This window comes from Variovorax sp. J22G73, assembly GCF_030317035.1.
Classification (GTDB): domain Bacteria; phylum Pseudomonadota; class Gammaproteobacteria; order Burkholderiales; family Burkholderiaceae_C; genus Variovorax.
Genome location: NZ_JASZYK010000003.1, coordinates 494,358 through 518,306, shown reverse-complemented (window position 1 = coordinate 518,306; position 23,949 = coordinate 494,358). Strand labels below are relative to the sequence as shown.

Genomic DNA, 23,949 nt, shown 5'->3' with positions numbered 1-23,949 from the left:
CGCTTCAGCTCTTTCCCGGCGAATGGCGCTTCAACGCATCGGCCTTGTGGATGGCGGTCTTGCCGGTCTTGTCGCTCTTCACCTCGTACTGCGGCTCGGCCTCGGAGGCCTTTGCCACGTGGCCTTTGACGTGCGCGGTCTTGGTCACCTTGCGCACGACCTTGCCCGTGGTTTCGCCTTGCGACGTTTGCCACTCGACGGCGTCGCCCGCTTTCGGCTTGGTTTGCATCGCGGCTCCAGGGTTTCAAAGGTTGAACATGCGCTTCTGGAGCGCGACAACGTCAACCTATCCGCCCCGCCACGGTGCGATGTAGGTGAACGCCGCTTGTGAACGGCGGCGTTTTCCATGCGCCCTGCCAGATCCGTTCAACCTAGCCCGTTCAGCGAAACCCGCTCAACGCGCGCTGCCCACGACCTCCCGCACCACCGCCAGGAACGCGCGCAGCCCCGCCGGCACATGCCGGTGCCCTGGGTAGTACACGCACTGCCCCGGAAAGGCCGGCGACCAGTCCTTCAGCACCTCGACCAACCGACCGTCCGCGATGTACGGCGCGGCCTCGTACTCGCTGGTCCAGGCGATGCCCGCGCCGTCGAGCGCGGCCGCGATCATCAGGTGGTGGTTGTCCAGTGTGAGCGGGCCCTCGGCGTCGATCGATACACGCTTGCCGTTCTTCGCGAAGTCCCACTTATAGAGGCCGCCGCTGGCGAAGCGCGTGCGAATGCAGCTGTGCGCGGCCAGGTCCGCGGGCGTGCGCGGCTTCTTGCGCCCCGCGAAGTACGCGGGCGAGGCCACCGTGGCGAAGCGCAGCGGCGGCGTGCAGGGCACGGCGATCATGTCTTCGGGCACGCTGTCGGCGGCGCGAATGCCCGCGTCGAAGCCCTGCGCCACGATGTCGACGAAGCGCCCCTCGGTCACGATGTCGACCCGCATGTCGGGGTAGCGCCGCATGAACTCCAGCACGATGGGCCCCAGCACCATGTGCGCCGCCGCCTCCGACGCATTGAGCCGCAGCGTGCCGGCGGGCGTGTCGCGAAACTCGTTGGTCGCCTCCATGGCCGCGGATATTTCGCGCAGCGCGGGCTGCACGCGCGCCAGGAACCGCTCGCCCGCCTCCGACAGCGCCACGCTGCGCGTGGTGCGGTTGAACAGGCGCACGCCCATGCGCTGTTCCAGCGCCGCGATGGCATGGCTCAGCGCCGAGGGCGACAGGCCCAGCTCCGCCGCCGCGCGGCGAAAGCTGCGATGGGTGGCCACGGCCACCACGGCGTTCAGTTCGAGCAGGCCGGCCTTTTCGGCGGTCTTGGCGGTCTTGGCGGTCTTGGCTGTCTTCGTGGCCTTTGTAGCTTTGAAGAGCTCACCAGCCTTGGATGTCTTGGTCATTGTTCTGTTTCCTGCATCTCTTCATGCGAGATTGGGTGGATTGTTTCATCAGTCCATGCGCCTTAACTTCGATGCTCGACCACCAGAAAGGGCTTCTTTCACCATGACCGCTTCCACCCTCCCCGCCAACAAGACCGTGCTCATCACGGGCGCCTCCACCGGCTTCGGCCGATCCGCCGCGCAGCTGTTCGCCCACCGCGGCTGGAACGTGATCGCCACCATGCGCGAGCCGGCCGCCGGCGGAGCGCTTGCGGCGCTGCCCAACGTGCTCGTCACCCGCCTCGACGTGCAGGACCTCGCCAGCATCGACGCGGCCATCGCCGCCGGCATCGCGCGCTTCGGGCGCATCGACGCGCTGGTCAACAACGCGGGCTTCGGCCTGTTCGGTGTGTTCGAGGGCGTCTCGCGCGAGAAGGTGCAGCAGCAGTTCGACGTGAACGTGTTCGGCGTGATGGACGTCACCCGCGCCCTGCTGCCGCACCTGCGTGCGAACGGCGCGGGCACCATCGTCAACGTGAGCTCGGGCGCGGGCGTGTTCGGGCTGCCAATGATCTCGCTCTACACCGCGAGCAAGTTCGCGCTCGAAGGCTTCTCCGAATCGCTGTCTTACGAGCTGCGCTCGCAGGGCATCGCGGTGAAGATCGTGGAGCCCGGCGGCGTGCTCGAGACCGGCTTCGGCCACCGCTCGGCGTCGGAGGCTTCGCAGGCCGCGGCGCCCGCCGGCTACGACGCTTTCGTGAGCGGCGCGCTGAAGGTGTTCGACGGCATGCGCTCGGCGCGCCTGGCCACGTCGGACGACGTGGCGCAGGTGATTTTCGAGGCCGCGAGCGACGGCACCGACCGCCTGCGCTACGTGGCGACGAAGGACATCGAGCCGCTGGTGAAGGCGCGGCGCGAGACGTCGGAAGACGCGTACATCGCGCTGATGCGTTCGACGTTCACGAACGCTTGAGCGCGTTCTGCATCATCGACGCACGCTAACCGGTCAGCGCCTCGCACTGTGCTTCGATCTGCCCGTGCAGCAGGTTCAACGATGCGGCAAGAAGCCGCCGAAGCGATTCGCGCTGGGGTGCGTCGAGCAGCGGTGCCGGGTCGGCGTTCGACACGGCGCCGTCGCGCCGGTCTTCGTCCCAGCCGAGCAATTGCACCAGCGTTTGCGCGCCCTGCACCACGTCGCGTGCGTCGTTGAGAAAGGCAGCGCGGTGCCGCTGGGCGGCATCGACCTTGTCGACCTGCACCCATTCGAAAGGCTTGAACTGGGCGGTCGCGCGAAAAGGTGAAGAGGGGCGACCGTCATCGGTGCCCGTGTTTGAAGCAGTGGCCATAGGGCCTCCCAAGGATGTCGATTTGCAACAACCGACGCACCCACTGCTAAACGGGGGCGGCAGCTCGAACGGGTTAGCAGACCGGGACATCCTTGCGAACACCGGCAGGGCGCGAGCCCTCCCATTCGAGCCGCCTAAAAAAGCAGCGTGAACGAAAAAGCCGCATCCCCTGTGCGGTGACTGCGGCTTTCGTCGCAGGATGTCTGCGGGCTGCTAAACCCGACCCCGTTCATCACGAGGCAGGCGGAATGTACGCGTTCTTGAGAGGGACAGTCAAGTCAAGCTGCCGTCGCGCGGTCACCCTGATCGCGGGCCGAGCGCGTTGCACACCCTCCTTCAAAGGTGGCGGCAGCTCCAACAGGTTGGCGTACCGGGACATCCTTGCGAACACCGGCAGGGCGTGAGCCCTCCCATTCGAGCTGCTTGGAAACCAGCGTAACCCACAAAGCCGCATCACCTGCGCGGTGAATGCGATTCTGGTCCTGCTCAGGCTTCAGCCGATGCAGTTTGCAAGCCTTCGCTCTCGCTGCGCGCATAGCGCCCGGGCGGCATGCCCACGTGCCGCGTGAACGCCACGCCGAAGGTGCTGACCGAGCTGTAGCCCGTGCGCTCGGCAATGTCGGCGATGGGCAGCTCGCGCTGCCGCAGCATGCGCTTCGCCAGCGCCATGCGCCAGGCCAGCAGGTACTCCATCGGCGCCATGCCGACGGCGCGGCTGAAGCGCTCGAAGAAGGCCGAGCGCGACATCGCGGCCTCGCGCGCCAGTTGCACGACGCTCCACGGCTGCGCCGGCCGCTCGTGCATGCGCCGCAGCGCCAGCGCGAGCCGCGGGTCGGCCAGCCCGCGCACCAGGCCCGGCGATGCGGAGGTGCTGGCCGTGGAGCGCAGCGCCTCTATCAGCAGCACTTCGAGCAGGCGGGCCATCACGATGTCGCGCGCGGGCCGCTGCGCACGCGATTCGTCGCCCACCAGTTGCACCAGCGTCGACAGCCTGCGCTCGTCGCGCACATGCACCCATTGCGGCAACAGCGGCACCAGCAATGCGGCATCGGCCGAGCCGAACTCGCAGGTGCCGACCAGCATGCGCACGTCGACCGCGCCCTGCGGATCGCCGACGCGCGCGCCGCCGGGCATCGCGACGACCGGCGTTTGCACGGCCTCGCCCTCGCGCGGCGGTTCGCGCCCGAGGCTGCAGGTGGCAAAGCTGCGCGCGGCGGGAATGAGCACGAAGTCGCCTTCGGCGAGCGTGAGGGTGTCGCTTTGCGTGCCGGTGCCGGTGCCCGTGCCGGTGGTGCTTGGGGTGCTGCCGGTGGGGCTGTCGATGCGCATGTGGCATCCGCCTTCGAGCATCACGAAGTAGAACGGCCGGCTCACCTCAGCGCGGCGCACGGCCCACGGGGCCGAGGCGACGACCAGTTTCGAAAACGGCGCGCCCGGCTGCAACAGCGAGACAACTTCTGCAAGGGGGTCGGTCATGCTGGACGATCTCGACAAGAATTCGGACTTTGAAGTGTAGTGAGTCCTGAAGCCGGCACGTATCGTCCGGGCATCGTCAACGCAAAGGAGTTTCTGATGACTGCCGCTTCCCACACTGTTTCCACCGTGTTGATCACGGGTTGCTCGTCCGGCTTCGGCCTCGAGACGGCACGGTTTTTTCTCGACAAGGGCTGGCACGTGGTCGCCACCATGCGCACGCCGAACGAAGACCTGCTGCCGCGCTCGGAGCGGCTTCGCGTGCTGCCGCTGGACGTGACCGACCCCGAGAGCATCCGCCGCTGCGTGGAGGCGGCCGGGCCCATCGACGCGCTGGTCAACAACGCCGGCGTGGGCCTGCTGGCGCCGCTCGAAGGCACGGCGCTGGCCGGCGCGCGCGAGGTGTTCGAGACCAACACGCTGGGCACCATCGCCATGACGCAGGCGGTGCTGCCGCAGTTTCGGCAACGGCGCGCGGGCGTGGTGGTGAACGTGACGTCGAGCGTCACGCTGAAGTCGCTGCCGCTGCTGTCGGTGTACACGGCGAGCAAGGCGGCGGTGAACGCGTTCACGGAATCGCTCGCGCTGGAGCTGGCGCCGTTCGACGTGCGCGCACGGCTGGTGCTGCCCGGCCGCGCGCCCGGCACCGCCTTCGGCGCCAACGCCGGTCGCCTGAGCAGCGGCGAGGTGCCCGAGGCCTATGAAGACTTCAAGCAGCGCGTGTTCGCCGCGGTGCGGAGCATGGACACGCCGGTGACGCATGCGCAGGACGTGGCGCTGGCGGTGTGGCAAGCGGTGACCGACCCTGCGGCGCCGATGCGCATTCCCGCAGGGGCGGATGCGGTCGAGCTCGCGGGCACGTTGACGGGCGCCTGAATGCCGCTGCGCGCGCAGGGCGTGCGGCCTCTTCAGGCAGCGCTCAGACCAGTTGCAGGTCCTTGGGCGCCACGCCGTCGAACACCCGCGCCAGCTGCGCGGGCGACAGGCCGTACATGCGCTGGAACAGCCCGCCGAACACCGCGCGGTATTCGTTGAGCACCGGGTAATCGCGGTTCTGGAACAGCGTGGCCTGCGTGAGCGCCTGCTGCTCGCCCACGACGCGCCCGCCCGCCTGCGCGGACAGGCCCCCGCCCAGCACCCAGTACACCGAGCCGTGGCCGTGGTCGGTGCCGCGGTTGCCGTTCTCGCGAAAGGTGCGGCCGAACTCGCTGATGACGACCACCACCGTCTGGCGCCATGCGTCGTCGCCCATCTCCTGCGCGAAGCCGGCCACGCCGCGGCCCAGTTCCTCGAAGCGGTTGGCCAGGTAGCCCGTGGCCGCGCCCTGGCCCACGTGCGTGTCCCAGCCGCCGACATCGACAAAGCCCAGGTCGTAGCGCTCGCGCATCAGCAGGGCCATGCGGCGCGCCACCAGCTCGAAGCCCTTGGCGGTCATGGCGTTGCGGCTGGCGGCGTCCATCTCGGCCTGCACGGCGCGCATGACTTCGTCGCGCACCTGGAAGCCTTCGGCCACAGGCTGGGCCAGCGAGGTGTTGCGGTACATGGCCGCGATGACCTGGCTCTGCCGCGCATCGATGCCCGAGCGCGCATTGCCCGCGAGCGCCATGTTGGCCGCCTTGGCGGTGCCGCGCAGCGAGATGGGCAGCTGGTCGGTGAAGGCGATGGGCGACACGTCGGTCACGGGGCCTGCACCGAGCACGCCGGCCAGCCGGTTGAGAAAGCCCGAGCGGTAGTCGCGGCGCTTGTCGAGCGCCTGGCCGAGCTCGATGGAGTCTTGCGTTTCGAAGTGGCTGCGCGTGAGGTCGTCGGTGCCGGCGAAGGCGATGAACGAGGCCTGCTTCTGTTGAAAGAGCGGCATCACGCTCTGCGCGAGCGCGGGGTGCAGGCCCCAGTTGCCATCGAGCGGCAGCGCGCCGTTCGGTTGGCCGGGGCGCGCGATGGCGATGTTGGGGCGCGAGGCGTAGTAGAAGTCGCTGCCGGTGGGCACGAGCAGGCTGCTGCAGTCGTACGCGCCGCGAAGGAACACGACGAGCAGCTTGGCGCCTTCGGCCGCGGGCGCGGCCATGAGCTGGCCGGCCGCGCCTGCGAAGGGGGCGGCGGCGATGAGTTTCAAGAGGTCTCGACGTTGCATGACGATGTGTCCTTTGTCCTTTGCCTTGTCTTGCTCCTTCCCCCTTTGGGGGAAGGTTGGGATGGGGGCACGACTGCGCTTGCAACCGCCACAGCGCTACATCGAACGCCGCTTGCCCCCACCCCTGCCCTCCCCCAGAGGGGGAGGGAGAAATACTGGAAACCGAACTCAGCGGCGCATCAACTCCGGCGACGCCAGCAAGAACGTATTCCACTCCTGCGGATTCTTCGCCTGCGCCAGCGCCTCGCGCGTGTCCGCGCTCAGCCCGACCTGCATCGTCCGCACCGCGCGCGATTCGGCCAGTTGCGGAAACGCCGGCCTCTCCAGCGGCCCTTTGTCGTCCGCGCGAAACAGCACCGCGCCGTTCGCGCCGATGGCCCGTGCGATCTCGAAGCGCGTGTTCATCTGCCCCGCGCTCGCCCACGCCGCTTCGTTCAGCGGATACCCGTCGGGCGTCTCGTGTCCGTACAGCGGCTCGCCCATGCGGTTGATCCAGCCCAGCATCGGGTTCACGTTCAGCGCCACGCGGTCGTCGTACGCCAGCCGCACGCCGGCCAGCACGTAGTGCACCGGGTCGCGAAACTTGCGCCCCAGCGAAGCTGAGAACTCGGGTGACTCGAACAGCGCCTTCAGCGTGACGGCGATGTCGCCGTCGCTGCCCGCGAAGGCCGCGGCCATGCGATCGACCAGCGCCTGCGGCGGATCGTCCGACACGAAGTACACGGCCAGCTTGCGCGAGACGAAGCGCGCGGTCGCTGGCGCGCGCGCCAGCCGGTCGAGCGCCTCGTCGGCCTCGGCCAGGCCGTGGCCTTGAATGGGCTGCCCCAGCAGCGTCTTCGCGCCGTAGTCATGCCGGTTCGGGTTGAACTCGAACAGCCCCTTGCGCACGTAGTCCGCCCGCAGCGCGGGCCGCACGTTCGGCGGCGGTGCGTCCAGCGGCTGCACGCTCACGCCCACGCCGGTGAGCACGCGCGCCAGCTCCTGCACGTCGGCCTGCGAGTAGCCGCTGCCCACGCCCAGCGTGTGCAGCTCCATCAGCTCGCGCGCGTAGTTCTCGTTGATGCGGTTGGCCGCGTTCTGCGCGTTGTCCAGGTAGCGCAGCATGGCCGGGTGGTGCAGCGAGGCGCCGAGCAGGTCGCGGAACCTGCCGAGCGCGTGCGGGCGAATGGCGTTCTCCTCGTAGTCGCCCACCATCGCGCGGATGTTGTCCTTGCGCAGGTTGACGTTGAAGTGATTCATCCAGAACCAAGTCATCTGCTCCTGCAGCTGGTTGGGCGAGTACAGCGCGCGCAGCACGAAGCGCGTCTGCGCTTCGCGTGCGAGGGTGTTCAGCTGCTGCTGGTAGGCCTGGCGCGCGGCCTTCTTCTGGTCTTCGTCGGGCAGCGCATCGGCCGCCTTGCGCTGCGCCTCGAGCTCGGTCACGAGCTGGTCGAGCGGCGTGCGCGAAATGGCCATGGCGTCGATCTGCGCCTGCGCCGCGGGCGGCAGCGGCGCGGGGCGCGGGTTGAGCTGGTCGCGCATCCACAGCGGGAGGCCGCGCTGCGCAAGCTGTGCGTCGCTGCTTGCGTTGGCGCCCCAGCTCACGCGGTCGAGCCAGCGCAGGCGGGTGGCTTCGTTCACCGGGGCGGAGGGCAGCGACACCGACACCAGCGCGCGCCGGTCGCCCGGCAAGCTGCCGCAGGCGGCGAGCAGGGCCAGCACGCATGCGCCGAGCGCCATCGACGAACGGCGCAGGGTGGCGTGGCCTTTCTTCTTCATCTTCGCGACTCCTGAGGGTGACAGCATTTCGAGGATGCCACTTCAACCGACGAAGCCGCGTACGCGTTGACGCTCTTTACCTTCGTAACGCCGCGCAAAGACGCCGCCCCGGCGCCCGCGAAGTCAGGCTACCGACAGGCTCGCCGGCGCAGCGCCGGCAATCTGGCGCAGCGCGCGTTCGAACACTTCCACGGGCTGGCCGCCGGAGATGAGGTGCTGGTCGTTGATGATGATCGCGGGCACCGAGTGGATGCCGGCGTCGGTGTACATGCGCTCGCGCTCGCGGGTCTCCTGCGCGAACTCGTCGCTGTTCAGGATTTCGCGGGCCCGCGTGGCGTCGAGCCCCGCTTCGGTGGCCGCGCGCACCAGCACCTCGGTGTCCGAAGGGTTCTGGCTGTCGGTGAAGTAGGCCTTCAGCAGCAGCTTCTTCAGCGCGGCCTGCTGGGCCGGGCCTTCGAGCTCGGCCCAGTGCAGCAGCCGGTGCGCGTTGAAGGTGTTGTAGATGCGGGGGCGGCCTTCGGCGCTGAACTCGAAGCCGACGGCGGCGCCGCGCTGGCGGATCATTTCGCGCGACTGGGCCTGCTGCTCGCGCGTGGAGCCGTATTTTTCGTTGAGGTGCTCGAAGGTGTCCTGGCCTTCGGGCGGCATCTGCGGGTTCAGCTCGAAGGGCTGAAAGTGCAGCTCCGCGGTGACGTCGGGCGCCACCTTGCGGATGGCCGCCTCGAGGGAGCTGAGGCCTACCGCGCACCAGGGGCAGGACACGTCGGAGACGAAATCGATCTTGAGGTGGGAAGTCATGGCGCCATTCTTCACGGCGCCACAACCCTTGGTGCGGGCAAGGTTTTCACCCCGCGCCGCACCGTTTCGAGCTCAGGCGCGTGCTGCGCCGTTCCTTGCTCAGGCGCGCGCAGCGCTCTTGGCCAGCCGTGCGTCCGACAGCGTCTGCTCGCGCAGGCGGTCGTACTCCTGCTTGTCCACCGGCACCGCGTCGGGCTTGCCCAGGTCCTTCATGTGGATGCGGTAGGTCTCGCGGGCGCTCATGGCGGCCAGCGCGGCCAGGATGGTCACCGCGAAGGTGATGGCGCCCACGGTGAGCCACACGTTGGTGGAGCCCGGAGGCGCCACGGCGGCGAACAGGGCCGGCAGCAGCGCGGTCACGGTGGTGCCCACGTTCTGCGAGATGGCCATGGCCGACACGCGGTTGCGGGTGCGGAACAGCTCCGGGTAGAAGCTCGGGAAGGTCGCGTTGTAGCCCTGGTACACGATGCCCCACATCAGCAGCGACATGCACACGGCCAGCGGCACGTTCTTGATGCTGATGGCGTACAGGTACGCGAACGACAGCAGCCCCGAGGCCAGCGCGCCGACGATGATGGGCGGGCGGCGACCGATGCGGTCCGACAGGTTGCCCACGTAGGGAATGACGATCACGGCCAGGATGTTGCCCAGCACCGGAATCCACAGGTACACGTCTTTCTGGAAGCCGATGCCGTAGGCGGCCTGCACGGCATAGGCCGCGCCGAACACCGTGGCCACCACCGGAATGACGTTCATCAGCGCCATGCACACCACGCGCAGCATGTCGGCCCAGCTGTCGGTAAAGGCCTGGATGATGGGCGCCTTGGCCACTTCGCCCTTCTGGTCGACTTCGGCGAAGGCCGGGGTCTCGTCGACTTCGCGGCGAATGATGTAGCCCGCCACGATGACCAGGAAGCTCAGCAGGAACGGAATGCGCCAGCCCCACGAGTTGAAGGCCTCTTCAGGCATGTAGTGCGCCAGCGGCAGGAACACGGCGGCCGCCAGGATCTGGCCGGCCTGCACGCCCTGCAGCGTGAAGCTGGCGAAGAAGCCGCGCCGCCCGAAGGGAGCGTGCTCGAGAATCATCGAGCTCGCGCCCGAAATTTCGCCGGCCACGGCGAAGCCCTGGATCAGGCGCAGCAGCACCAGCAGCGCGGGGGCCAGCAGGCCGACCTGGTCGTAGGTCGGCAGCAGGCCCACGGCCACGGTCGAGAAACCCATCAGGAACATGCACAGCACCAGCACCTGCTTGCGCCCGTGCGTGTCGCCCCAGTGGCCCAGCACGAAGGCGCCGATGGGGCGCGCGACGTAGCCCACGCCGTAGGTCGCGAGCGACGCGATGATGGCGGTCTTGGGGTCGCCCTTGGGGAAGAAGATCTGCGGAAAGATCAGCGCCGCGGCGGTCGCGTAGATGAAGAAGTCGTAGTACTCCAGCGCCGAGCCGATCCAGCCGCTTGCCGCGGCCTTCTTCGACTGGTGCCTGCCTTGCGGCTCATGGGCTGTGGTGTTGGCCATGTGTGGTCTCCAGTGTTGTTGACAGGTAAGTAATCAGAAAAAACCCAACGAATCAATCCTGCGCCTGGGAAGCCATGCGCGCCGGTGCATTGAGGGCACCGTACGCGTCGTAGCTGCCCACGCGTTGTGCGACCTCGAAAAACAGTCCGCCCTCGAAACTCTCGGTATAGATGTGCAGGTAGTCCCCGGCCGCCGAGCGGTCGAACAGCACGCCCGCCTCGCGCATGCGCGCCAGCAGCTCGGGTGCGAGGTCGATGCGCGTGGCCAGGTCGTCGTAGTAGTTGTCCGAAATGGGCACGAAGCGCGTGCCGTTGGCGCGCAGCCGCGCGGCCGTGTCGAAGATGTCGGCGCAGCCCAGCGCGATGTGGTGCACCGCGCCGCCGCCGGTCACGCTGAGCGTGCGCGCGGTGCGGGTGCGCTGGCTGAGCGACACGTTCAGCACCAGGCGCAGGCTGCGCTCGGCGTTGGCCACGCCGCGGCTGCGAATGAGCCCGAAGGGGTCGGCCAGCTCAAGGCTCTCGCCGGCCTCCAGCCCGAGCACGGCGCGCGTGAACAGCACCCAGGTGTCGAGCTGGTCGAGCGCCAGGCCCAGGGCCACGTGGTCGATGCGCTGCAGGCCGGCGTCGTTTCCTTCATGACCTGCTTCGGGGCCAGCGTCGGGGCCCGCATCGTCGAGGACGAAGTCGGCCTCGTACAGCCCGTTGGCGCCCAGCGCCTCGGGCACGAAGTGAAGCAGGTTGCCGCCCGGCGCCACGATGGCCGGCACGCGCAGCTCGTTGGGGCCGACCGGGCTGTCGTGCCGCTGCGAGCGCATGGCGGTAGCCCGGCCCACGGCCGCGAGCGGGTCGTCGCAGCGCACGCCCAGCGCGCACACCGAGGTGCCGTGCGCGTCGAAGCGCTGCCGCGCGAAGGAGTCGGGCTGGGCGTTGACGATGAGGTTGATCTCGCCCTGGCGGTACAGCGTCACCGCCTTGGAGCGGTGCTTGCCGATGCGGCGAAAGCCCAGCTGCTTCACCTGCGTTTCCAGCGCCGGGGCCGAGGCCTCGTCGGCCGCGAACTCGATGAACGACAGGCCCGACAGCGCCGGCACCGGCGGCGGGTTGAACAGCTCCACGCGCTGCGGTTGCACCGGCGGGGTGGCGGCCATGCGCTGGCGCGCCTCGCTCTCCAGGTACAGCAGCGAGCGCATCGCGTCCACCGCGGTGCGGCGGTTGGGCGTCTCGCGGAAGATGTCATTGAAGATCTCCAGCGACAGCGGCCCGGTGTAGCCCGCGCGCAGCACCTGCTCGAAGAAGCCGACGACGTCGAAGTCGCCCTGACCCGGAAACGAGCGGTGGTGGCGCGCCCACTGCAGCACGTCCATGGCCAGCAGCGGCGCGTCGGCCATCTGCAGAAAGAAGATCTTCTCGCCCGGAATGTGGGCGATGCCCGCGGGGTCGTCCTTCAGCGACAGCGTGTGGAAGCTGTCGAGAATCAGCCCCAGGTGCGGGTGGTCGGCCTGCTGCACGATGTTCCAGGCCTGGCCGTACAGCGAGGTGTGGCGGCCCCAGGCCAGCGCCTCGAAGCCCACGCGCAGGTTGCGGCGCGCGGCGCGCTCGGCCAGCTCGTGCAGCTGCGCGGCGGCCAGCGCCGGGTCGTTCACCGACAGCGGCGATGTGTTGGAGCAGCACAGCACCAGCGGCGCGCCCATGGCCTCCATCAGGTCGAACTTGCGTTCGGCGCGCTCCAGGCTGCGGCGGAACTGCGCCTCGGGCATGCCTTCGAAGTCGCGAAACGGCTGGTACAGGTCGATGCTCAGGCCCAGGTCCGCGGTGATGCGGCGCAGGTCGGCGGCGGTGCCCTTGAAGTTGATGAAGTCGGCCTCGAACAGCTCGATGCCGTCGAAACCGGCGGCCGCGACGGCTTCGAGCTTCTGGCGGAGGGTGCCGCTGAGCGACACGGTGGCAATGGAGCGGTGCATGGGGTGGACTTTAGAAACACCCGGCCCGCCCCACAATCTATTCAGCGCCCTCTTGATCGATGATCGATCAAATACGTCCGTTAATCGAACGAAATACGGGATACACCTAGGTCCGGCGACCCCGCAACGCGCCTCAAAGGCTGCGCCAGAAGTCGATCAGCAGCTGCGTGAACTCCACCGGGCGCTCGACCGCGCTGACGTGCGCGGCGTCGATGGTGGCCAGTCGCGCACCCGGAATGGCCGCGGCCATGGCCTCGGACATGGCCAGCGGCGTGGCCTCGTCCTGCAGGCCGCCGATGACCAGCGTGGGCACTGTGAAGCGGTGGTTGCTCTCGCGAAAGTCGATGGCGGCCACGGCGTTGCAGGCGGCGATGTAGCCCTGCGCGTCGGTGCGCACCAGCGTGTCGTGCAGCGCCTTGGCGGCGGCCGCGCCTTCGGGCGTGCCCACGAAGGCCGGCGTGAGCCAGCGCGACACCGCGCCGGACGCGATGGCGGCCACGCCCTTGGCGTTGACCGTGTCCTCGCGCGCGCGCCAGGGCGCCTGGTCGGGGTAGTAGGCGGCCGAGTTGGCGATGACCACCGTCTTCAGCAGCTCGGGGTGGCGCACGGCCAGCGCCTGCGCGGTCATGCCGCCCATCGACAGGCCGACGAAGTGCACGGGCTCGCCGCCGGTCTCGCGCTGGATGAGCTCGGCCGCGTCCTGCGCCAGCGTCTCGATGCGCAGCGGGCCGGGCACCAGCTCGCTGGCGCCGTGGTTGCGGTGGTCGTAGCGCAGCACGGTGTGGGCGCGTGCCAGTTGCGCGGCCACGGCGTCCCACATGCGCAGGTCGCAACCGAGCGCATGGCTGAGCACGACGAACGGGCCGCTGCCCTCGCGAACGACATTCAAGCGGGTCATGGTGTGGGTTCCTTTGTCGGGTGTGCAGGAGTTGGGGAAGGTTGGTGGTGCTGCAGGCGCGGCAGCCAGAAGAACGCGATGGCCATCAGCACGCAGCCCGCCAGCAGCATGGGCAGCACCATCGGCCAGGCGCCGTTGGAGTAGCGGGTGTCGACGAACAGGGCGGCGATCTGCCCCACGCAGAACGCGACCATCATCATGCCGAAGCCCGACCATGACACGGCCCGCCCCGCCAGGTGCGGCAGGTCGCCCACGGCGCCGGCCTGGCCGCAGGGCTGGTGGATGCCGTGGCCCAGGCAGTACACCGCGTGGCCCACCAGCAGCGGCACCGCGCTCAGCGGCAGCAGCAGGCAGCCCAGCGCCTGGATGACCGGGCCCGCCAGGCTCAGCGAGGCGCCCAGGCGCACCGTGCGCACCGGCCCGTAGCGGCGCAGCAGCGTGCGGCACATGGTGGTGCTGAAGATGTAGACCAGCGAGCCGCCGGCCGGAATCCACCCGTACCACGCGGGCGACCAGCCCAGGTAGCCGATGTAGACCATGGGCGACAGCAGCAGAAAGCAGAACAGCCCGCCGTAGGTGGTGGCCGCCACCGAGGCCCAGGCGCGGAACGAGCGGCTCGCGAACACGGCGCGGGCACTTCCGCGGGGCGCGGACGATTGCCCCTCGCCCGCGGCAAAGGGCTGGCGCGTTTCGCCGAAGGAGCGCCAGCACAGCGCGAACAGCACCGACGCATACACCGCCATCGCCACCATCACCCAGCGCCAGCCCGCGCCCTGCACCAGCCACGCGCCCAGCAGCGGCGCGGCCAGCCCGACCACGCCCAGCCCGGTGAGGCCGCGCGCCATCACGTGCGGGCCTTCGTGCGCGGGGTACAGGTCGCGCACCGCGGCGCGCGAGCACACCAGGATGGCCGCCATCGAAAAGCCCTGCAGCGTGCGCCAGCCGGCCAGCAACGCCACGCTGCCCGCGAAGGCGCCGCCCAGCGCGGCCAGCACGTAGCACCCGAGCCCCGCCAGCAGCACCGGCCGGCGCCCGAAGCGGTCGGCCAGCGGGCCGCACAGCAGCTGCGCGAAGCCGAAGGCCAGCACGAACAGCGTAAGGCTGGTGCTGGCCGAGCCGAGCTCCCTGGCAATGGCCGGCAGCGCGGGAAGGTAACTGTCGGTGGCCACCGGCTGCGCGGCGAGCAGCAGCGGCAGCAGCAAGGTGAAGCTGACGTCGAACCGGCCCTTGCGGGCGACCGGCGCGCTCACTTGCTCGCGGGTTGGGCTGCCGGGGCCGAAGCCGGGGCCAGCAGCCCCTTCTCGCGCAGGATGTTCGTGGCAATGCCGAAGGCATGGTTGGCCACGGGCACGCCGCAGTAGATGGCGGCCATCATGATCACTTCCTTGATGTCGTCGGGCGTCAGGCGCGACTCGCTCGGCCCGTCGAGCGCGGCGCGCACGTGCATCGCGAACTCTTCGTACGCGTGGATGCCCAGCATCATCGACAGCACCATGTAGCGGCGCGTCTTGTCGCCCAGCGCGGGGCGGCCCCAGATGTCGTTCCACGCGTGGCGCGTGATGAGCTCCTGGAACTCGGCGTTGAACTCGTTGCGGTTGGCCAGCGACTTGTCGACCCAGGCGTCGCCCAGCACGCGGCGGCGGTTGAGCAGGCCGGACTCGTAGCCCTCAGCGGGCACCACAGAGGCGGTTGGCACTGAGGAAGCCGTCGGTTCGGCGGGAAATTCGGGGGCGGTCATTGCGAGAGTTCCTTGTGTTCGGTGAGCCGGGCCTGCAGCGCCTTCACTTCGGCGAGCGCGGTCTGGCCGGCGTGGAGGGCGAGCGCGGGGTCGAACCATTCGTCGGCCGCGTCGCGTGGGAGTTCGGCGCGCAGCCGGTCGATGTTGGCGCGCATGCGCGCGGCGTCCACCTGCAGGCCGGGCAATGCGCCGGCCATGGCGCGCACGCTGCCGTGGGCGGACATGAGCAGTTGCGGCCATTCGCCCAGCTCGGCCTGCCAGGCGCCGAGCGCGCGTTCGTGCTGTTGCGGCATCGCGCCCAGCAAGGCGGCCACGCGCTGCGGTGCGCGGTGCGCGGCGGCAATGGCCACCATCGAGGCCACCGGGTTGCGCTTGTGCGGCATGGCCGACGAGCCGCCGCGGCCGGGCTCGCTGGGCTCCGTCACCTCGGCCACCTCGTACTGGCCGAGCAGCGAGATGTCGACCGCGATCTTGCCGAGGCTGCCCGTCATCAGGCCCAGCTCGCAACCCAGCGCGACCCATTCGTCGCGCTGCGTGTGCCAGGTGGCGCCGGGGTCGCCCAGGCCCAGTTCCTTGGCCATGCGCTTGCGCACCGCCGGGCCCTGCCCCTTCATCTGCGCCAGCGTGCCGACGGCGCCGCCCAGCTGCAGCTGCAGCGCGTGCCGGGCGGCTTCGCGCAAACGGATGCGGCTGCGCACCAGCGGCGCGGCCCAGCCCGCGCACTTGAAGCCGAAGCTGGTCACCGAGGCCGGCTGCATCAGCGTGCGCGCGAGCATCGGCGTGTCGGCGTGCGACGTGGCCAGGCGCAGCAGGGCGTCGGCGGCCTTGGCCAGGTCGGTTTCCACCAGCGCCACGGCCTCGCGCGTGACCAGCGCCATGGCGCTGTCGATCACGTCCTGGCTGGTGCTGCCGAAGTGCACGAAGGGCGCGGCGTCGGCATTGAACAGGCCCACGGCCTCGCGCAGCGCCTTCACCAGCGGAATGGCCACGCTGCCCGCGCGCCCGCTCTCGCGCACGATCTTTGCCACGTCGAACAGCTCGACCTTGCAGCTGCTGACGATGGAGTGCGCCGCGCTCTCGGGAATCAACCCCTCGGCGGCCTGCGCGCGCGCCAGCGCGGCCTCGAAGCGCAGCATGGCGTCGACGAAGGCGCGGTCGCTGAAGGCGCCCAGCGTTTCGGATGTGGAGAGGAAGCCTTCGAAAATACTCATGCGGTGACCTGGTCTTTCAATATTTCAATTGGGCCACGGCACGCAATTCCTCCGGGGACGCTGTGCCGAATCCGAAGAATTCGAGGTACGCCGGAATCATCTCGAACAGCATGTCGGTGCCCACCTGCACCTGGCAGCCCTTGGCCTTGGCCGCGAGCAGCAGCGGCGTGAACTCGGTCTTCATCACGACCTCGCCGACGAAGGTGCCCGCGTCGATGCGGTCCACGTCGAAGGGCATCGGGTCGGTGTCCTTCATGCCCAGCGGCGTGGCGTTGACCACCACGTCGTAGCCGGCCGGGTCTTTGGAGCCCGTGCTCACCTTCATCTGCGGATAGTTGTCGCGCAGCCGCGCGGCCAGCGCGTCGGCCGAGGCCTCGCTCATGTCGAACAGCATCAGCTCGGCGGCGCCGGCCGCGGCAATCGACGCCGCAATGGCCGAGCCCACGCCACCGGTGCCCGACACCAGCACGCGCGTGCCCTTGAACAGGCGCCCCTTGCGCTCCACGCCGCGCACGAAGCCCGCGCCGTCGAACTGGTCGCCCAGCAGCGTGCCGTCGGGCCGCTTCAGGATGGCGTTGCACGCGCCGGCCACGCGCGCGGTGGGCGTCACCTCGTCGACCAGCTGCATGGTGGTCACCTTGTGCGGCATGGTCACCAGCGCGCCGCGCAGGTTGCTGAACTTGAAGATCTGCGGCAGCGAGGCCGCGTAGTCCTCGGGCTTCACGCCCATGGGCACCACCACCGCGTCGATGCCGTGCTTGTCGAACCAGGGGTTGTAGATCATCGGGGCCTTGAAGGCCTCGGTCGGAAAGCCCAGGTGGGCGATGAGGGTGGTCTTGCCGGAAATCATGTCGTTCGTTTCTCTGGAACTTTGCTGAAGCGTTTGAACAGGTAGGCGCTCAGGCCACGCTGGGCGAGTGGTAGCGCAGCGGCTGCGCAATCTCGGCGTGCATGGCCGGCGGATAGACGATCTCGCGCAGGAAGTTGGCGTCGGCCTGCAGCGCGGTGGCCGCGTCGAGGTGGCCGAAGTAGCGCAGGTAGTGCGGCATCTGCTGGATGAGCATCTCGAAGCCGGCCTGCGCATTGAGCCCGCGCGCCCGTGCCGCGCGCACCAGCGGCGTGGGCTGGTTGCGCAGCAGGATGTCGAACAGCGCCGCGTGGCCGTCCATGCGCGTCACGTCCACCGGCAGCGCGTCGCCCTCGACCAGGCCCAGCGGCGTGGCGTTGATGACCAGGTCGTAGCCCTCGGGCGCGTTGCTTTCCACCGCGACCACGGTCGCGTCGAAAAAGGCGTTCAGCTTGGCGGCCACGCCGGCGGCCTTGCCGGCGGCCGTGTCGAAGAAGGCGATGTGCTCCGCGCCGTTCACGGTGCCGCCCTCGGCCAGCGCCACGCCGATGGCCGCGGCGCTCACGCCCGCGCCCAGGATCAGCACGCGCTTGCCACGAAAGGGAATGTTGCAGTGGTCGAGCGCGCCGATCAGGCCTTCGCCGTCGAACAGGTCGCCCTCGAGCTGGTCGCCTTCGGTGCGGCGCACCACGTTCACCGAGCCGGCCACGCGCCCGAACAGGCCGCAGCCGTCGAGCAGGTCGACCACCAGCGGCTTGTGCGGCGGCGCGATGACCATGCCGCGCACGTTGCGCGCCAGGAAGGCCGACTTGAAGAACACCGCGAAGTCGCGCACCGGCACCTGCATGGGCAGCAGCACCGCGTCGATGTCGTAGCGCTCGAAGGCGGCGTTGAACATGCGTGGCAGCCGCACGTTGCGAACCGGGTCGCCCGGAATCAGGTACGCCTGGGTGCTGCCGCGGATGGAATGGCTCATGTGCTTGCTTCCGTTCGTCAATCGCTCTTTTCGAGGCCGGATGCCGAGCTTTATAGTCGCTTTGCACAGTTCCTGCAGGCTTGCGTCCGGCCAAACGTGCGATTATCGAACTATAAAAATTGATGATCGTTCAAATCAAGGGTTTCCATGGGGTCCACCAGAGCACCGGGAGCTCCTTACCGAAGGCACACTTCCGCCCATGACGAAGGACAAGAACAGCACGGCGACCCGCCTGGACGGCGACCCCGACAACGGCTCGGCCCCGCCCGAGGGCCTGGACAAGCGCGACTGGATCGCCGGGCTGGAGCGCGGCGTGAGCATCATCGAGGCCTTCGACGACGCCAACCCGCGCCTGACCGCCAGCCAGGCCGGCCAGCGCACGAACATGACGCGCACCGCCGCGCGGCGCTACCTGCTCACCTTGCAGCACATGGGCTACGTGGCCAGCGACGGCAAGCTCTTCTGGCTCACGCCGCGCGTGCTGCGCCTGGGCCAGTCGTACCTGGAATCGGCCCGGTTGCCGCGCGTGGTGCAGCCCTTTCTGCAGCGCGTGGCCGCCGGCACCAACGAGTTCGCGTACCTGAGCGTGATGGACGGCGACGAGGTCGTCTACATCGCGCGCAACGGCCCCAACCGCAGCATGAGCACCGGCTACGTGCTGGGCGCGCGCGTGCCCGCGCAGGTGACGGCCTCGGGCATGCTGATGCTCGCGCTGCGCAGCGACGCCGAGCTGAACCAGTGGCTGGCCACCAAGACCCTGACCGTGTTCACCTCGCACACCATCGCCAGCATGGAGCGCATGCGGCTGGAACTGGCGCGCATCCGGGCGCAGGGCTGGGCGCTGTCGGAACAGCAGCTCGACCTGAACTCGCGCGGCATCGCGGCACCCCTGCGCGACCGCCACGGCACGCTGGTGGGGGCGCTGAACATCACGATGCCGATGGGGCACGAGAGTTCGGAAGACGCGGTGGCGCGGGTGCTGCCGGTGCTGCGAGAGACGGCGCAGGCGATGCGCAACCTGATCTGAGGCCGCTGACAGCATTCCGACAGCATCCCCCGGGCACCATCCGCGCTTTCAATCCAAAAGCGCTGGAGACACAAGCCCCATGTCCGATTCGTCCAATCCGTCCAATCTGCCCGACCTGCCCGACCTGTTCCAGACCAATAGCGCGCTGAACCGCCGCCACTGGCTGCAAGCCGGCAGCGCCCTCGCCCTCGGCGGCCTGCTCCCTTCGCTGGCCCGCGCCGAAGACGCCTGGCCCAGCAAGTCCATCCGCTTCGTCGTGCCCTTCGCCCCCGGCGGCAGTTCGGAAATCGTCGCGCGATCCACCGCCGCCGAGCTCTCGCGCACGCTGGGCCAGAGCGTGTTTGTCGACAACAAGCCCGGCGCGGCCGGCAACATCGCCATGAGCGAGGTGGCGCGCGCCACCGACCAGCACACGATCATCCTGGGCCACATCGGCACGCTGGCGGTCAACCCATACATCTTCGCCAAGCTGCCCTACGACGCCAACAAGGACTTCAAGCCCGTGAGCCTGCTGGCCAAGGTGCCCAGCCTGTACGTGGTGCACCCAGACGTGCCCGCGAAGAACCTGAAGGAGTTCATCGCCTACGCCAAGTCGAAGCCCGGCAAGCTCAGCTACGGCTCGGCCGGCAACGGCAGCGCGGGCCACCTGGCCTTCGAGTACCTGAAGATGACGGCCGACGTGTTCATGCTGCACGTGCCCTACCGCGGCACCGGCCCGATGGTGACCGACCTGCTCTCGGGCCGGCTCGACGCCTCGGCCATCGGCGCGGCGGCGATCATTCCGTTCATCAAGGCGGGCAAGGTGCGCTGCATCGCGACCGGCTCGGCCAAGCGGCTGGCGCAGCTGCCCGACGTGCCCACGGTGGCCGAGCAGGGCTTCCCCGGCTTCGAGATGACGCAGTGGTACGGCATGCTGGCGCCGGCCAACATCGCGCCGGCCAACCTGGCCAAGCTCTCGGCCGAGACGATGAAGGCCGTGAAGTCGCCCGACTCGATGCAGCGCCTGACCGCCGATGCGGCCGAGGCCGTGGGCGGCACGCCGGAGCAGTTCGCGCAGTTCATCGCGGCCGAACAAACCCGCTGGCAGAAGGTGATCGCAAGGGCAAACATCAAGCCGGATTGATTGCGCCAGGCCCTAGCATCGGCGCCATGCGCATCCTGCTGGCCGAAGACGAACACACCCTGGGCACCTGGCTCTGCAAGGCGCTGGAGCACGCGGGCATCCAGGTCGAATGGGTGGACGACGGGCGGCTGGCCGACCGGGCGCTGCAGCAGCGCGACCACGACGCGCTGGTGCTCGACCTGGGCCTGCCCGGCATGGACGGCCACACCGTGCTGCAGCGCCTGCGCAAGCGCGACCAGCGGCTGCCGGCGCTGATCCTCACGGCGCGCGATTCGCTGAGCGAGCGCGTGGCCTCGCTGAACGCGGGCGCCGACGACTTTCTTGCCAAGCCCTTTGCACTGGCCGAGCTCGAGGCGCGCCTGCATGCGCTGGTGCGCCGCGCGCGCGGCGTGGAGCACCCGCGCCTGGCCTGCGGGCCGCTGGTGTACGACGGCGCGCGCCGCCACTTCACGCTGAACGGCGAGGCGCTGGCCCTGTCGCCGCGCGAGCTGGCCGTGCTGCGCGTGCTGGTGCAGCGCAGCGGGGAGCCGCTGTCGAAGCAGCAGATATTGGAGCGCGTGTTCTCCGACGACGAAGAGGTGCACCCCGAGGCGGTCGAAGTGTTCGTCTACCGGCTGCGCAAGCGGCTGGACGGCAGCGGCGTGCGCATCGTGACGCTGCGCGGGCTGGGCTATGTGCTGGAAGCAGGCTGATCGAATGGGTGAACAGGTGAACATGTGAACGCACCGCCTCGATGGCACCAGCGGCTGGGGCGCTTGCGGGGGTTGCAAGGCTTGCAGCGCGCCAGCCTGTGGCAGCGCCTGGCCCTGCTGCTGTTCCCCGCCCTGCTCGTCGTGACCGGCCTCGAACTGTGGATGACGCGGCACGACGCGCTGGCCGCCGCCAACGCGGCCTACGACCGCTCGCTGCTGGGCGCGCTGAAGTCCATCGACGCCAACATCTCGACCGCCTCGGGCGGGCTGTCGGTGGAGCTGCCTTACACGATGTTCGAGTTCTTCGAGCTCACGGCCAGCGGGCAGGTGTTCTTCCGGGTGTCGACGTCCGACGGGCTGGTGGAACTCGGCAGCGCCGACCTGCCCGCGCCACCCACCGAACTGGCGATGGGCGTGCCGGCCTTCTACGACGCCACCTACTTCGGCGAGGCCGTGCGGCTCGCGGCCTACCGGCGCGACCTCGACCGCGCGCCGGCCGGCAGCACCGGGCGAAGCGTGCTCATCCAGGTGGGCGAAAGCACGCGCTCGCGGCAGGAGTTCAGCGCGCGCTTCGTGCGCAGCGCGGCGCTGCGCGACGGGCTGGTGCTGGCCATGCTGCTGTGCGGCACCGCCATTGCGCTGGCGGCGGCGCTGCGCCCGCTGTCGCGGCTGGCGCGCGAGGTGCAGGCCCGCACCAGCGACGACCTGACACGCATCGCCGACCACGACCTGCCCGCCGAGGTGCGCCCGCTGGTGGCGGCGGTCAACCAGCAGATGTCGCGCACGCAGGCGCTGGTCACGCAGCAGCGCCAGTTTCTGGACGACGCCTCGCACCAGCTGCGCACCCACCTGACCACCTTGCAGATGCAGGCCGACTACGCGCGCCGCGAGCAAGACCCGGCGCAGGTGCGCGTGGCGCTCGATGCGCTGGGCACCGAAATCGGCCGCGCCACGCGCAGCGCGCAGCAACTGCTGGCGCTGGGCCGCAGCGACACGGTGGCGGTGGAGCCCGCAGCCTTCGACATGGCCGCGTTGCTGCGCGAGGTGGCGCTCGACCTGCTGCCGCTGGCGCGCGCCAAACAGATCGACCTGGGTATCGACTTGGGCACCGACCTGGGCACGCGTTCGCCGACGCCCGAGTTCGTCGCCGTCGCCGACCGCGGCCTGCTGCGCGAGGCCCTGGCCAACCTCGTGGCCAACGCCATCGCCTACACGCCGGCCGAGGGCACGGTCACGCTCTTCGCGGCGGGCGATGCCGCGGGCTGGAGCCTGAACGTGGAGGACGACGGCCCCGGCCTGGGCGACGAGGAGCGCGCCGCGCTGGGCCAGCGCTTCCGACGCGGCGCACGCGCGGGCAAGGGCGGCTTCGGGCTCGGGCTGGCCATTGCGCGCTCCATCGCGCAGCGCCACCAAGGCGAACTGCGGCTCGAGGCGCGCGAGGCCGGGCGGGGGCTGCATGCGATCATCTGGTGGCCGCGCGCCCCCGTGCCAGCGCAGGCCCCGGCCCAGGCCCCGGTCCAAGCCCCGGTCCAGGTGCCGGCCGCCACTTGAAGCGCCGAACCCACGCTCCCTCATGCTTTTGCAGACCACCCGCCGCCACGCACTGCGCACGCTCCCGGCGCTGCTGCTGCCGCTGTTCGCCCCGCGCGCGATGGCGGCGGGCGACCCTTCCGAAGACGCCGCCGATTGCGTGATTCCCGCCAAGGCCGGCGGCGGTTTCGCGCTCACTTGCGCGCTGGCGCGCGACGCGCTGCAGGCTGTGCGCCCCGCGCGCCCGCCGCTGGGCCAGCGCTACCTGCCGGGCGGCATCGGCGCCGTCGCGTTCGACCGCATCGCCACCGGCAAGCTCGGCGGGCCCGGCACGCTGGTGGCGTTTTCGAGCGGCTCGTTGCTCAACCTGGCGCAAGGCCGCTTCGGCCCGCACGCGCCTTCGGCCGTGCGCTGGATCGCCACGCTGGGCACCGACTACGGCGTGATCGCCGTGCACCGCGACTCGCCCTACAAGCGCCTGCAAGACCTGGTGGCCGCGCTGCGGCAAGACCCATCGCGCATCGCCTTCGGCGCGGGCGGCACCGTCGGCAGCCAGGACTGGGTGAAGGCCGCGCTGCTGGTGCGCGCCGCCGGGCGCGACCACAAGGCGATGCGCTTCGTGTCTTTCGAAGGCGGCGGCGACGCGCTGGGGGCGCTGCAGGGCAAGCACGTCGATGCCTTCCCCGGCGATGCGGCCGAGGCGCTGCAGGCCATGGCCGGCGGCGCGGCGGTGCGGCTGCTGGCGGTGCTGTCGGCGCAGCGCCTGGGCGGCGCGCTCACCGGCGTGCCGACCGCGCGCGAGCAGGGCATCGACCTGGTGTGGCCGACCGTGCGCGGCCTGTACCTGAGCGCGGACGTGCCCGAGCCGGCCGTGCGCGCGTGGGTGCAAGCCTTTCGCGAGGCCAGCGCCGCGCCCGGCTTTGCTGCGCTGCGCGAGCAGCACGGGCTGTTCCCCTTCGCGCTCACCGGCGCCGCGCTCGACGACTATGTGCAGGCGCAGATCAAGGGCTACCAGCAGCTGGCCGACGAGCTGGGGCTGCGGCGCTGGAAGCCCTGAGCACCCGGCGACCGCCGCTGACCGAGTGCGGGCATCATGCGCATCCGACATTCGACGTTCGACAGCGCCTTGCCCGCCACTTCCTTTCCCCGCATGACCGAAGACACCCTCACCCAATACCTGATCGACATGCTGGCCGGCGGCCACTTCGAGATGGCCGACGACAACACCTTCTTCTTTCACGACGACGGCAACGAGTTTCCGTTCGCGACCATCGTGACCAAGGACAGCGCGTCCGACAAGGCCTCGCAGCTCGATAGAGGCGGGTTGTACCGCCTGAACATCGGCGTGAGCAAGGCCAGCTTCCAAGGGCTGTTCGGCGATGCGCAGGAGCCGGTCGACCACACCGCGCTCGACACGCTCATGCCGCACCCGGTGTACGCCAGGACGCATTGGGTGAGCGTGATCAACCCGAGCGCGAAGACCTTCGAGCGGGTGAAGCCGCTGCTTGCCGAAGCGCACGATCTGGCCATCGAGCTGGCAACCGAGCGGAACAGCGGCAGGTAGCC

At 69.6% G+C, this 23,949-nt stretch carries 23 protein-coding genes; 8 read left to right on the top strand and 15 right to left on the bottom strand.

The window, feature by feature from the left end; all coding sequences use genetic code 11:
- Positions 1-4: 4 nt before the first annotated feature.
- Both QTI51_RS14965 and QTI51_RS14960 read right to left on the bottom strand, forming a co-directional pair.
- Positions 5-229, bottom strand: coding sequence for a hypervirulence associated TUDOR domain-containing protein (locus QTI51_RS14965; protein ID WP_286514788.1), 225 nt, complete (start codon positions 227-229; stop codon positions 5-7).
- Between the two features lie 165 nt (positions 230-394).
- Positions 395-1,381, bottom strand: a complete 987-nt coding sequence (locus QTI51_RS14960; protein ID WP_286514786.1) for a LysR family transcriptional regulator — start codon at positions 1,379-1,381, stop codon at positions 395-397.
- Positions 1,382-1,484: 103 nt separating this feature from the next.
- Here QTI51_RS14960 and QTI51_RS14955 point away from each other — a divergent pair, with 103 nt between their 5' ends.
- Positions 1,485-2,333 (top strand): SDR family oxidoreductase, encoded by an 849-nt coding sequence (locus QTI51_RS14955; RefSeq protein WP_286514784.1) that lies wholly within the window; start codon positions 1,485-1,487, stop codon positions 2,331-2,333.
- Positions 2,334-2,358: 25 nt separating this feature from the next.
- Here QTI51_RS14955 and QTI51_RS14950 read toward each other — a convergent pair whose 3' ends face one another.
- Positions 2,359-2,706 (bottom strand): hypothetical protein, encoded by a 348-nt coding sequence (locus tag QTI51_RS14950; protein ID WP_286514783.1) that lies wholly within the window; start codon positions 2,704-2,706, stop codon positions 2,359-2,361.
- Between the two features lie 486 nt (positions 2,707-3,192).
- On the bottom strand, positions 3,193-4,182 hold the full coding sequence (locus QTI51_RS14945) for an AraC family transcriptional regulator (protein ID WP_286514780.1): 990 nt from the start codon (positions 4,180-4,182) through the stop codon (positions 3,193-3,195).
- Between the two features lie 96 nt (positions 4,183-4,278).
- Here QTI51_RS14945 and QTI51_RS14940 point away from each other — a divergent pair, with 96 nt between their 5' ends.
- On the top strand, positions 4,279-5,055 hold the full coding sequence (locus tag QTI51_RS14940; protein WP_286514779.1) for an SDR family oxidoreductase: 777 nt from the start codon (positions 4,279-4,281) through the stop codon (positions 5,053-5,055).
- A 43-nt stretch (positions 5,056-5,098) separates the two neighbouring features.
- On the opposite strand, the gene QTI51_RS14935 is transcribed toward QTI51_RS14940, so the two are convergent.
- The 11 genes from QTI51_RS14935 to QTI51_RS14885 form a co-directional block, all read right to left on the bottom strand.
- Entirely contained in the window at positions 5,099-6,310 is a 1,212-nt protein-coding gene (locus QTI51_RS14935; protein ID WP_116909722.1) for a DUF1501 domain-containing protein, read from the bottom strand.
- Positions 6,311-6,478: 168 nt separating this feature from the next.
- A complete protein-coding gene (locus QTI51_RS14930; protein WP_286514776.1) occupies positions 6,479-8,068 on the bottom strand; it encodes a DUF1800 domain-containing protein in 1,590 nt (529 codons plus the stop codon).
- A gap of 123 nt (positions 8,069-8,191) precedes the next feature.
- The gene (locus QTI51_RS14925; RefSeq protein WP_286514775.1) at positions 8,192-8,866 is read right to left on the bottom strand and encodes a DsbA family oxidoreductase; all 675 of its coding nucleotides are present in this window, start codon (positions 8,864-8,866) and stop codon (positions 8,192-8,194) included.
- A gap of 99 nt (positions 8,867-8,965) precedes the next feature.
- On the bottom strand, positions 8,966-10,381 hold the full coding sequence (locus tag QTI51_RS14920; protein ID WP_286514772.1) for an MFS transporter: 1,416 nt from the start codon (positions 10,379-10,381) through the stop codon (positions 8,966-8,968).
- Between the two features lie 52 nt (positions 10,382-10,433).
- On the bottom strand, positions 10,434-12,341 hold the full coding sequence (locus QTI51_RS14915; protein ID WP_286514770.1) for a bifunctional sugar phosphate isomerase/epimerase/4-hydroxyphenylpyruvate dioxygenase family protein: 1,908 nt from the start codon (positions 12,339-12,341) through the stop codon (positions 10,434-10,436).
- 133 nt (positions 12,342-12,474) lie between these two features.
- Positions 12,475-13,239 carry an alpha/beta fold hydrolase gene (locus QTI51_RS14910; protein WP_286514767.1) on the bottom strand — a complete coding sequence of 255 codons (765 nt, stop codon included), beginning with the start codon at positions 13,237-13,239 and terminating at the stop codon, positions 12,475-12,477.
- A complete protein-coding gene (locus QTI51_RS14905; protein ID WP_286514766.1) occupies positions 13,236-14,489 on the bottom strand; it encodes a multidrug effflux MFS transporter in 1,254 nt (417 codons plus the stop codon). The genes QTI51_RS14910 and QTI51_RS14905 overlap by 4 nt, the downstream gene beginning before the upstream one ends.
- Entirely contained in the window at positions 14,486-14,935 is a 450-nt protein-coding gene (locus tag QTI51_RS14900) for a carboxymuconolactone decarboxylase family protein (protein WP_286514764.1), read from the bottom strand. Before QTI51_RS14900 ends, QTI51_RS14905 begins: the two co-directional genes overlap by 4 nt.
- A 38-nt stretch (positions 14,936-14,973) precedes the next feature.
- Positions 14,974-16,188, bottom strand: coding sequence for a 3-carboxy-cis,cis-muconate cycloisomerase (gene pcaB / locus QTI51_RS14895; RefSeq protein WP_286514762.1), 1,215 nt, complete (start codon positions 16,186-16,188; stop codon positions 14,974-14,976).
- Between the two features lie 16 nt (positions 16,189-16,204).
- Complete coding sequence (locus tag QTI51_RS14890) at positions 16,205-17,038, bottom strand: shikimate dehydrogenase family protein (protein WP_286514760.1); 834 nt, start codon at positions 17,036-17,038, stop codon at positions 16,205-16,207.
- Positions 17,039-17,087: 49 nt separating this feature from the next.
- The gene (locus tag QTI51_RS14885; protein WP_286514758.1) at positions 17,088-18,011 is read right to left on the bottom strand and encodes a shikimate dehydrogenase family protein; all 924 of its coding nucleotides are present in this window, start codon (positions 18,009-18,011) and stop codon (positions 17,088-17,090) included.
- 199 nt (positions 18,012-18,210) lie between these two features.
- Between QTI51_RS14885 and QTI51_RS14880 the strand changes: the two genes are divergently transcribed.
- The 6 genes from QTI51_RS14880 (at position 18,211) to QTI51_RS14855 (ending at position 23,947) form a co-directional block, all read left to right on the top strand.
- Positions 18,211-19,038, top strand: coding sequence for an IclR family transcriptional regulator domain-containing protein (locus tag QTI51_RS14880; RefSeq protein ID WP_116909730.1), 828 nt, complete (start codon positions 18,211-18,213; stop codon positions 19,036-19,038).
- 79 nt (positions 19,039-19,117) lie between these two features.
- A complete protein-coding gene (locus tag QTI51_RS14875) occupies positions 19,118-20,161 on the top strand; it encodes a Bug family tripartite tricarboxylate transporter substrate binding protein (RefSeq protein ID WP_286514754.1) in 1,044 nt (347 codons plus the stop codon).
- Positions 20,162-20,187: 26 nt separating this feature from the next.
- The gene (locus QTI51_RS14870) at positions 20,188-20,853 is read left to right on the top strand and encodes a response regulator (protein ID WP_286514751.1); all 666 of its coding nucleotides are present in this window, start codon (positions 20,188-20,190) and stop codon (positions 20,851-20,853) included.
- Positions 20,854-20,877: 24 nt separating this feature from the next.
- Positions 20,878-22,404, top strand: coding sequence for a sensor histidine kinase (locus QTI51_RS14865; RefSeq protein ID WP_286514748.1), 1,527 nt, complete (start codon positions 20,878-20,880; stop codon positions 22,402-22,404).
- 22 nt (positions 22,405-22,426) lie between these two features.
- Complete coding sequence (locus tag QTI51_RS14860; RefSeq protein ID WP_286514745.1) at positions 22,427-23,440, top strand: tripartite tricarboxylate transporter substrate binding protein; 1,014 nt, start codon at positions 22,427-22,429, stop codon at positions 23,438-23,440.
- A gap of 93 nt (positions 23,441-23,533) precedes the next feature.
- Positions 23,534-23,947 (top strand): DUF6194 family protein, encoded by a 414-nt coding sequence (locus QTI51_RS14855; RefSeq protein WP_286514742.1) that lies wholly within the window; start codon positions 23,534-23,536, stop codon positions 23,945-23,947.
- The last annotated feature ends 2 nt before the right edge of the window (positions 23,948-23,949 follow it).

Excerpts from the sequence above, each read along its gene's own strand:
- QTI51_RS14885 (WP_286514758.1), bottom strand. The coding sequence starts at position 18,011 with ATGAGCCATTCCATCCGCGGCAGCACCCAGGCGTACCTGATTCCGGGC.
- pcaB (WP_286514762.1), bottom strand. The coding sequence starts at position 16,188 with ATGAGTATTTTCGAAGGCTTCCTCTCCACATCCGAAACGCTGGGCGCC.
- QTI51_RS14880 (WP_116909730.1), top strand. The coding sequence starts at position 18,211 with ATGACGAAGGACAAGAACAGCACGGCGACCCGCCTGGACGGCGACCCC.
- QTI51_RS14955 (WP_286514784.1), top strand. The coding sequence starts at position 1,485 with ATGACCGCTTCCACCCTCCCCGCCAACAAGACCGTGCTCATCACGGGC.
- QTI51_RS14915 (WP_286514770.1), bottom strand. The coding sequence starts at position 12,341 with ATGCACCGCTCCATTGCCACCGTGTCGCTCAGCGGCACCCTCCGCCAG.
- QTI51_RS14875 (WP_286514754.1), top strand. The coding sequence starts at position 19,118 with ATGTCCGATTCGTCCAATCCGTCCAATCTGCCCGACCTGCCCGACCTG.
- QTI51_RS14965 (WP_286514788.1), bottom strand. The coding sequence starts at position 229 with ATGCAAACCAAGCCGAAAGCGGGCGACGCCGTCGAGTGGCAAACGTCG.
- QTI51_RS14910 (WP_286514767.1), bottom strand. The coding sequence starts at position 13,239 with ATGACCCGCTTGAATGTCGTTCGCGAGGGCAGCGGCCCGTTCGTCGTG.
- QTI51_RS14940 (WP_286514779.1), top strand. The coding sequence starts at position 4,279 with ATGACTGCCGCTTCCCACACTGTTTCCACCGTGTTGATCACGGGTTGC.
- QTI51_RS14925 (WP_286514775.1), bottom strand. The coding sequence starts at position 8,866 with ATGACTTCCCACCTCAAGATCGATTTCGTCTCCGACGTGTCCTGCCCC.
- QTI51_RS14860 (WP_286514745.1), top strand. The coding sequence starts at position 22,427 with ATGCTTTTGCAGACCACCCGCCGCCACGCACTGCGCACGCTCCCGGCG.
- QTI51_RS14920 (WP_286514772.1), bottom strand. The coding sequence starts at position 10,381 with ATGGCCAACACCACAGCCCATGAGCCGCAAGGCAGGCACCAGTCGAAG.
- QTI51_RS14855 (WP_286514742.1), top strand. The coding sequence starts at position 23,534 with ATGACCGAAGACACCCTCACCCAATACCTGATCGACATGCTGGCCGGC.
- QTI51_RS14935 (WP_116909722.1), bottom strand. The coding sequence starts at position 6,310 with ATGCAACGTCGAGACCTCTTGAAACTCATCGCCGCCGCCCCCTTCGCA.
- QTI51_RS14870 (WP_286514751.1), top strand. The coding sequence starts at position 20,188 with ATGCGCATCCTGCTGGCCGAAGACGAACACACCCTGGGCACCTGGCTC.
- QTI51_RS14945 (WP_286514780.1), bottom strand. The coding sequence starts at position 4,182 with ATGACCGACCCCCTTGCAGAAGTTGTCTCGCTGTTGCAGCCGGGCGCG.
- QTI51_RS14950 (WP_286514783.1), bottom strand. The coding sequence starts at position 2,706 with ATGGCCACTGCTTCAAACACGGGCACCGATGACGGTCGCCCCTCTTCA.
- QTI51_RS14930 (WP_286514776.1), bottom strand. The coding sequence starts at position 8,068 with ATGAAGAAGAAAGGCCACGCCACCCTGCGCCGTTCGTCGATGGCGCTC.
- QTI51_RS14890 (WP_286514760.1), bottom strand. The coding sequence starts at position 17,038 with ATGATTTCCGGCAAGACCACCCTCATCGCCCACCTGGGCTTTCCGACC.
- QTI51_RS14960 (WP_286514786.1), bottom strand. The coding sequence starts at position 1,381 with ATGACCAAGACATCCAAGGCTGGTGAGCTCTTCAAAGCTACAAAGGCC.